Source organism: Vibrio sp. 10N.261.52.A1, from assembly GCF_002876325.1.
GTDB classification, from domain to species: Bacteria; Pseudomonadota; Gammaproteobacteria; order Enterobacterales; family Vibrionaceae; genus Vibrio; species Vibrio chagasii.
In genome coordinates this window covers 1-6,508 of record NZ_MCYD01000816.1, presented here as the reverse complement: position 1 = coordinate 6,508, position 6,508 = coordinate 1, and the positions used below count along the sequence as shown (strand labels likewise).

Genomic DNA, 6,508 nt, shown 5'->3' with positions numbered 1-6,508 from the left:
AATCTCTTAATAACTATTTCAATTTGATAACCTTGAGTAGAAGCTAAACTTCAGACATAAAAAAGCCCTGACTTATCGTCAAGGCTTAGGCTCTCGATAGGGGGATATGGTTTAGTCTATCCACACACCGAACAATTAGGCATCTTCATTAAATTCATTTCACGCCAGCTATGAGACATGGCGTCGAGAATCAAAAGCTTACCTTGTTTTGGCTGTCCAAACTTAGCGATAACTTTGATCGCTTCCAATGCTTGAGCTGCGCCCACCATGCCAACAACAGGCGCCATCACACCAGCTTCAACACAGCTTAGTGCTGCGTTGCCGAACAGAGCGCTCAAACACTGGTAGCAAGGTGCATTGTCATCTTGATAAGTGAATACGCTAATCTGACCTTCCATGCGAATTGCAGCACCAGAAACTAAAGGCGTTTTAGATGCGTAACATAAGCGGTTCAATTGATTGCGCGTTTCAACGTTGTCGCTGGCATCAAGTACTAACGAATGCGCTTCAATGAGCTTTGCTAGTGCCTCGTCATCAAGTCTGTAGTCGACCGTTTCAACTCTAAGGTGTGGGTTTAACACCTGTAATGATTCAGCGGCTGAAACGACTTTCTTCTTACCAATATCAGCATCGGTGTGAAGCACTTGTCGTTGCAAGTTTGAAAGCTCAACAATATCATCGTCGATCAATGTCAGCTTACCAATGCCTGCAGTCGCAAGGTATTGAGCAGAGGCGCAGCCTAAGCCACCTGCACCTAACACCAAAATCGAGCTCTGTTTCAGCGCTTCTTGACCCTCAAAATCAAACTGCTTGAGAATGATCTGGCGGTTATAGCGAAGCATTTCCGCATCAGACAAAATTTCCATCAGCAAGCCTCGTTAGTAAAGCGTCGAGTTAAACAGTTGAATCTGAACCGTTTCACCAACTTCAACACGACCACGTTCGCGCTCTAGTACCACAAAGCAGTTTGCTAAGCTCATTGAGCGGAAAGCACCGGAGCTTTGGTTACCTGTTGTTTCTACGACAAATTGACCGTTTTCAATCGAGTAGATACCACGTTGGTAATCAGTACGGCCAGGGCCTTTTTTGAATGCAGACTTAGTCGTTGCAGGAATAGATTCTGGCGCTGTCCACGCAGTGTGACCGGCAAGTTTAGCCAGCATAGGTTGAACTAACACGTACATCGTCATCATTGCAGACACTGGGTTACCCGGAAGGCCACAGAACCAAGCGTTGTCTAGCTCACCGAATGCGAACGGTTTACCCGGTTTGATTGCTAGTTTCCAAAAGCCGATTTCGCCAAGCTCTTCGAGAATGTCTTTGGTGTAATCCGCTTCGCCGACACTTACGCCACCAGAAGTGACAACTACGTCTGCCAATTCTTGCGCTTTTACAAAGGTTTCTTTAAGTGTTGTAGGGCAATCAGGGATAATACCTAGGTCGATTGCTTCGCAACCAAACGCTTCAATCAGTGGTTTGATACCGTAGCGGTTGCTGTCGTAGATCTGACCGTCTTCAAGAGGCTGACCTAGCGGTTTTAGCTCATCGCCAGTAGAGAAGAACGCGACTTTAGGCTTGTGTGCAACAATCACATGGCTCACACCAAGTGAAGCGATCATTGGAATGTCACGAGGCGTTAAACGTTCACCGCGGCTAAGAACGATGTCACCTTGTTTGATGTCGTCACCAGTAGGGCGAATGTTATTATTCAGTTTGATGTCGTCTTGTTGAATCTCAATGCCTGCATCGGTTTCACGAGTATTTTCTTGCATGATGACTGCATCACAACCTTCCGGGATTTTAGCGCCTGTCATAATGCGAATACAGGTGTTTGCTGGCCATTCGCCTTCAAACGGCTGACCCGCAAAAGACTTACCCGCCAATGGCAGTACTTTACCATTCTCTAGGTCAGCTAAACGCAGCGCGTAACCGTCCATTGCTGAGTTATCAAAAGGAGGTACAAAAATAGGGGAGAGTATGTCTTCAGCAAGAACGTAGCCCAATGCATCTGCCAATGGCAGAGTTAGAGTCGTTTGAATAGGTTTGATTGGTGACAGCAGCTTATCTAGTGCTTCTTCAATTGGCATTAAGCCCGGAGCATCGCAACAGCCCATAATTGAAATCCTTTGATCGTTATTGTTTTGATTTTGTGGTTGGCAATGGTGGTTCAATAATGATTAAAACACGCTTTTCGTCAACGAAATTGAAGCCACTTTAGCACAGTTTAGCCCCCGTAAATAATGACCTCCCTTAAAATATGGGTGTATTTATTCAAAATTCCGAGTATCCTTGTTTGCCATCCAGAAGGGGTAATAAAAGAGGAAGTTCAATGTCAGGTCTTAGCGAATCAGCGAAGTTGGTTAAAGATGCGCTAGCAAGCCGCGGTTTAGAGACGCCAATGAGTCCTAACCAGGTTAGCCGAGAAGAGAAAAAGGAACGAATCGAGCACCATATGCGTGAGATTCTCACTCTACTCGAACTTGATCTTACGGATGATAGTCTGGAAGAAACGCCACACCGCATTGCTAAAATGTATGTGGATGAGATTTTCTCTGGTTTAGATTATGCAAATTTCCCTAAAATTACCGTAATTGAAAACAAGATGGGCGTTCGTGAGATGGTACGTGTAAAAGACATTACCGTGACCAGTACTTGTGAGCACCACTTGGTGACGATTGATGGTAAGACAGCTGTCGCTTACATCCCTCGTGGTAAAATCATTGGTCTGTCTAAGATCAACCGTATCGTGCGCTTCTTTGCACAGCGTCCACAAGTTCAAGAGCGTATGACTCAACAGATCCTTGTCGCTTTGCAAACTTTACTTGAAACAGAAGATGTTGCTGTAACCATGGATGCGGTTCACTACTGCGTTAAATCGCGCGGCGTGATGGACGCAACCAGCGAAACCACCACCACAGCACTGGGCGGTATCTTCAAATCTAACCCAGCGACACGTCACGAGTTCTTACACGGTCTGCGTTAATCGCCTGTGATGTGATAAGCACGATTTAGCCTCAGTAAATCGGTAAGCAAGATTCTAAGCCTCGCTCTCAGCGGGGCTTTTTTGTACCTGTAATATGAGTTTTCAGGAGCGTGGATAGGAGATCCCCGACTCAGTCGTTCCTCCTTCTCGGGGATGACGGAGAAGATCGGTTTGCTCATAAGAGAAAATACGAGGGTGGAGGTTCAGTTTGTATTCTATTGTCAGCCTTTTAGAAGCACGCGCTGCCGATCTTGCAGAGTGAGCGACTTAGTCATATTCGTCATTCCCTAAAGCGAGGGACGAGTGTAGTAGGGAATCTGATGTCCAGGAGGAATTGTGGAAACGGTGGTGGGAAAGAGATGCGCTCTACACAGTGCAAAGCGCAAATTTGATTCTAGCTGGTGGAGTGTTTACGACAGGTTAAACAAACGCTTTAAACTATGAACAAAACCGGACGGCTTATTCTCTGTTTGATAGATGTTCAAGCCATCGTAGAAACTCGCCATGAACTCAACACGGATTTCATCGTCTGTGCTTCTTGATAAGCGAGACAGCAGTTTGGCAGTCGCTGCTGCGTGATCATTGGCTAGGCTGTAATCCATACCTAGTCGACCTTGAATGAACAACCATAAATGTGTCACTAACTTTAACTGCTGAGAGCTAGAGTTTTGAAACTTGTCGCCATGTTCACTGCCTACCGTATTGTCGAAGACATTTTGCATCGCTTTGCTAGCGTCTTTATTGCTCTCAAAACGATAGCTGGCATCGATATGTTCTTTGGTCAGTAGGCCAAGCAGTGTCTGACGGGCTGAATTATCAGGCTTATTCTCACAAGCGTGTTTAAACAGAGCGTGGTTTTCGTCGATAAAAGACGAGAGCTCTTTCTCGAAACCCGTTGCAATCGCAGTTACTGAATCTAAACCTGACTCTTTCAAGCAAACGTGAAGTTTGGTTCTAGCTTGTTGGTTTTCTTCAATTTTTTGCTGATTACTGGTTGGAAGCTCAGTCATTACTCTGTAGCTCTTCCCACGTAACTTCAGCTGATTGCGTGTCGCTATTCACGAATGCAGAGTTGCCCGTCAGCATAACTGAAAGGTCCATGGTGCGCTCTGTCATTGCAGCTAATTGCTCAATACCATCATTGTCTAGACGAACAATGTGGGCTTTAAGGTAACCGAATTTACCTTTGTTCTGCTCCCACCAAACGTTTGATTTAGTATTGAAGCTGAACACACGAACAGACTTTGATAGGCGAGTGGCTTTCTTAACACGTTCAGCGTCAGGTTCGCCCACATCGATCCACTCAAGGATCTGGTCATCTAAAGACTTCTGCCACAAATCAGGTTCTTCGATAGTCGACAACCCTTTAGTAAACTGAAGCTCCGGTGAAGCATTGATACAAAACGCCATGATGCGAGCCATCATACGCTGTTCTGTTTCAGAAGGATGCTGTGCAATCGTTAGATTAAAAGAGTCGTAATAGTCGCGGTTCATATCAGTTAAAGAGATACGAAACTTGTAGATTGTCGGTTTGAGAGCCATATGATGTAAGGGTTCCAATCGGATGAGGTGTCTATAGCTGTACCAATGAGTTTTTTGAAATCACAGACTATAGGTAAGTTTCGCCTAGTATAAACGAACTAGAGCAGTTGGCTAGCAAGATGAGGCTTCTGTTACACCATAATTATTTTAAGTACTTATGGTGAACTAACAAGGAAGAACACGGGTTCAATTTAGGTGGTCATGACGTAAGCGTTTAACAATTATGTGACTGAGAAGTGAGCGCCCCGAGTCATACAAAAGAATTGATGAAGTGTAAGTACACGAAGTGCCAACAATTAAGGTATTGACACTTCTTGGTCAGCCTATAAACACTATATGTCAGTGTCGTAATAGTCTCATATTTCGTCTAGATTATTGTTAACTAATATTAATTACGTGTCGCTGTAAATGGCACGAATTCATTTTGCTCTAAACCATTGGGACCTGAGCATCTCACTTTTCCTGCTATGTAATCATCAGAAATATATGTTATTTCATAGGCTGCATCATAGAATGAACTGTCTTTAGCGACGATTTTATTATTTTTTAAAGACATTCTAGCCTCGCAAAAGTAGCCTGAATTGAAGGATATACCAAGTATACCATTTCTTAATACGCCGAGTTTCGGATTTGAGCTTGTACCTCCTTTCAGCGAGACATTCATGGTATACGAGCCACGGCGGTCTCTAAAGCGCTGATAAGCACTAGAATCAACCAAACCCTGTCCAAGGCCTGTCAGCGGCGAATATTTTAGTTGACCACTTTCAGTAACGAAAACCAGTTCCTCAATGTTGTCACCGTTAAGATCTACCATTGAAAAACTCTTGATATCTTCATTCGGCAAAAGTTCTCTAGGTTCACCTAACATAGAACCTGAAGCAACAGCGGCTACTGAAAATAAAGTGGCAATAGAAAGGGTAAATATTGTTCTTTTCATACTAATGTACTCATTTTATTGATGTTTTTTACTAGGTTATTCATTTGGTAGCATATCAAGATTGGTGTGTTGTTTGAAGATGAATTTATAAAATGAATGCTTAATGCTTGATCTTTAACACACATGTATAACGTTCGTTGTATATTCGTTTTCTCAGTACAATTTTGTAGGAATAACAGGCAGGGATTAAAGTGAGCGCAAGTACAAACAAAAATACCGCCCATATGCTGATTTCCTACCTTTGAGTCAGTTGTGAGGGTGTCGAATATTTTTACTGTGCTGGCGACCAAATGTAATGAACTAGGCTTAGTTTTACGTGGTGGTTAAGTGATGAATATTGAGGTGGACTTTAGATGTTAGATAAAGGAGCTTCGACCTAGTAGCGGCTTTGACCAGAGGTTTTCGTTTGGTTTTTTGTTCTCCGGGCTATGGTTTGGTCTCAGCGCATAATGCCTTGTCTTAATTGTCACTCAAACGATTGGCGGGGTAAAAAAATAGCCAGCAGAGGCTGGCTATTTTTAGAAAGCTTTAAAATACTAAATTAAAGTACTTTGATGCTGTCAGCTTGTGGGCCTTTTTGACCTTGAGATACTACGAACTCAACTTTTTGGCCTTCAGCAAGAGTTTTGAACCCTTCGCCAGTGATTGCAGAGAAATGTGCAAATACGTCTGGACCGTTTTCTTGTTGAATGAAACCGAAGCCTTTAGTTTCGTTGAACCATTTTACTGTACCAGTAACTGTGTTAGACATGATGTTATCCCTAAAATTAATTTTTATAGTGAGCCAATTGTGGCACTGATAGCGTGGAAAAGTTTATTGCTATTGCGTACAACACAACGGGGTTACTAGTAATCCAACGAAATGTTTATATACAAAGAACTTTCTTTCTAGCCGGAATCGAGTCTAAATCAAATCAGGGGATAGTCAATCGAATACATAGGGAAAGGTTGCAGAAACTTGGAGGTAGTCAAACTTTGCATTCCTTAAATATCATGTAGTTACAGTTGTATGGTGATTTCTTGTCGTTTTTGTGAAAAACATAGGT

At 43.2% G+C, this 6,508-nt stretch carries 7 protein-coding genes; 1 reads left to right on the top strand and 6 read right to left on the bottom strand.

From position 1 onward, the window contains the following. Positions 1–116: 116 nt before the first annotated feature. Together moeB and moeA are read right to left on the bottom strand one after the other, a co-directional pair. Positions 117–866 (bottom strand): molybdopterin-synthase adenylyltransferase MoeB, encoded by a 750-nt coding sequence (gene moeB / locus BCT81_RS17085; protein ID WP_102425223.1) that lies wholly within the window; start codon positions 864–866, stop codon positions 117–119. 12 nt (positions 867–878) lie between these two features. Next, the gene (moeA, locus tag BCT81_RS17080; RefSeq protein WP_102425222.1) at positions 879–2,114 is read right to left on the bottom strand and encodes a molybdopterin molybdotransferase MoeA; all 1,236 of its coding nucleotides are present in this window, start codon (positions 2,112–2,114) and stop codon (positions 879–881) included. 215 nt (positions 2,115–2,329) lie between these two features. On the opposite strand from moeA, the gene folE reads away from it, so the two are divergent. Next, positions 2,330–2,983 (top strand): GTP cyclohydrolase I FolE, encoded by a 654-nt coding sequence (folE, locus tag BCT81_RS17075; RefSeq protein ID WP_004737232.1) that lies wholly within the window; start codon positions 2,330–2,332, stop codon positions 2,981–2,983. Between the two features lie 410 nt (positions 2,984–3,393). On the opposite strand, the gene BCT81_RS17070 is transcribed toward folE, so the two are convergent. The 4 genes from BCT81_RS17070 to BCT81_RS17055 all read right to left on the bottom strand — a co-directional run bounded on the left by BCT81_RS17070 (position 3,394) and on the right by BCT81_RS17055 (position 6,213). Beyond that, a complete protein-coding gene (locus tag BCT81_RS17070) occupies positions 3,394–3,993 on the bottom strand; it encodes a hypothetical protein (protein ID WP_102425221.1) in 600 nt (199 codons plus the stop codon). Next, complete coding sequence (locus BCT81_RS17065) at positions 3,986–4,525, bottom strand: YaeQ family protein (RefSeq protein WP_102425220.1); 540 nt, start codon at positions 4,523–4,525, stop codon at positions 3,986–3,988. The genes BCT81_RS17070 and BCT81_RS17065 overlap by 8 nt, the downstream gene beginning before the upstream one ends. A gap of 388 nt (positions 4,526–4,913) precedes the next feature. Then, on the bottom strand, positions 4,914–5,462 hold the full coding sequence (locus tag BCT81_RS17060; RefSeq protein WP_102425219.1) for a hypothetical protein: 549 nt from the start codon (positions 5,460–5,462) through the stop codon (positions 4,914–4,916). A gap of 541 nt (positions 5,463–6,003) precedes the next feature. Next, positions 6,004–6,213 carry a cold-shock protein gene (locus BCT81_RS17055; protein WP_004737278.1) on the bottom strand — a complete coding sequence of 70 codons (210 nt, stop codon included), beginning with the start codon at positions 6,211–6,213 and terminating at the stop codon, positions 6,004–6,006. Positions 6,214–6,508: the final 295 nt, after the last annotated feature.